Annotated in this window: 1 protein-coding gene and 1 pseudogene; one reads left to right on the top strand and one right to left on the bottom strand. The window is 62.0% G+C overall.

Annotation, left to right across the window (positions count from 1 at the left end; genetic code table 11):
• Nucleotides 1-58: 58 nt before the first annotated feature.
• Nucleotides 59-1,114, bottom strand: a pseudogene (locus tag P273_RS09890) (IS1249 family transposase).
• On the opposite strand from P273_RS09890, the gene P273_RS10185 reads away from it, so the two are divergent.
• The gene (locus tag P273_RS10185) at nucleotides 1,011-1,286 is read left to right on the top strand and encodes a hypothetical protein (RefSeq protein WP_253269607.1); all 276 of its coding nucleotides are present in this window, start codon (nucleotides 1,011-1,013) and stop codon (nucleotides 1,284-1,286) included. The pseudogene P273_RS09890 and the gene P273_RS10185 overlap by 104 nt on opposite strands.
• Nucleotides 1,287-1,358 lie beyond the last annotated feature (72 nt).

Genomic DNA, 1,358 nt, shown 5'->3' on the forward strand with positions numbered 1-1,358 from the left:
CCTATAGGAACTAAACGCGTTGTTTTAGGTTCTGTGTGTGGGTTTGGTTGTGTGTTGGTCAGAGTGTGGTGTTGGGGTATCTGACTGGTGTGTGGAACTCGTTCCAGTTGATGGCGGTGCCGTAGTGTTCGGGCTCGTCCTGTTCCTGTCTGGTTTCCCGTTTGGGTGCTGGTTGTGGCTGCTGGTGTTCGTCCCTGATCAGGCTGGCGGGGTCGGGGGTTGTCGGTTTTCATGTAGCAGTGCCATTCGCAGGCGCGTCTCATGTGGCTCTCGGGTAGGCCGTGGTGTTGCAGGAGGGTGCGTTTGATGGGTGGGTTGACTCCTCCTTCCAGCCGGTTGGTGGTGCGTTCCACTGGCCCGCCGGCGGTGAGTTCGGGTTCCGGGAAGGCGAAGAGCTGCCTGTCTTGGAAGAGGTGTTCGGGCCTGCGGTAGCAGCGGCGGAGTTCCTGGTGGGTCCACCACCAGGATTGGTGGCTGGCTTTGGGGTTGGCTGGGTCGTCCTTGGCCATGGTGCGTTCGTCGATGAGGGTTTTCCATCTTTCGTGCCAGGCGTTCAAGGCCTCACCCCAACGCACCGCTTCCTCGATGGCATGGACCCGGGTGAGCTGGTCGGAGAGTCGCTTGAGTTCCTTGCCGGCCTGAAGTCGTGGTTTGAGTGTCAGGTCGGTTTTGGTGTTGCGTTGCACGTGCACCAGGCAGCGTTGGATGCGCGTGCCCGGCCAGCAAGGCATGGCAAGGCTTTCTGCACGCCGCGAAGGCCGTCGGTGATGAGCACGTCGGGCCCGGGGATGCGGGAGAACAGGGCCGTGCAGGCCGCCGTGTTCTCCTGATGGCACCACTGCCGGTCGATGACCTGGCCCGTCTGCCCGTCGATCGCTATCAGGAGGCACCAGCCGTGTGCCATATACGTGCCGTCGGCCATGAGCGTGTGATGGACCACCCCGTCCGGTGTGATTGCCGGCTTGATGTTCCAGCACCAGCCGACCCGTTTACGCCAGGCCCTGGCGCCCATGGCCCCCATCTGTTCCCGGGTCCTGCCCGTCAGCAGCCAGTCCGGGAACTCCCTCAACTGCGCGGCGCGGGCCCGGTCCTGCCTGCGCGCGGTGGACGTGATCGAGCAGGACGGACACATCCAGCGCTGCGTGCCTGATCTGTTGCGCCCATGCTTGCGCATCCGCCCATGGCATATGGGGCAATGCCTGGCCCTCTTCGATCTGGTTCTCATTCCCCAATCGAACAGGAACGGGCACCCCTGCAAGACCCCTATTAACAACCCGACCTATTAACAACCACCCAACACGCTTACAGCCACAAGGCCAAACCCCCAACATAAACAACGCGTTTAGTTCCTATAGCCC

The organism is Bifidobacterium sp. A11 (assembly GCF_000499185.1).
Classification (GTDB): domain Bacteria; phylum Actinomycetota; class Actinomycetes; order Actinomycetales; family Bifidobacteriaceae; genus Bombiscardovia; species Bombiscardovia mizhiensis.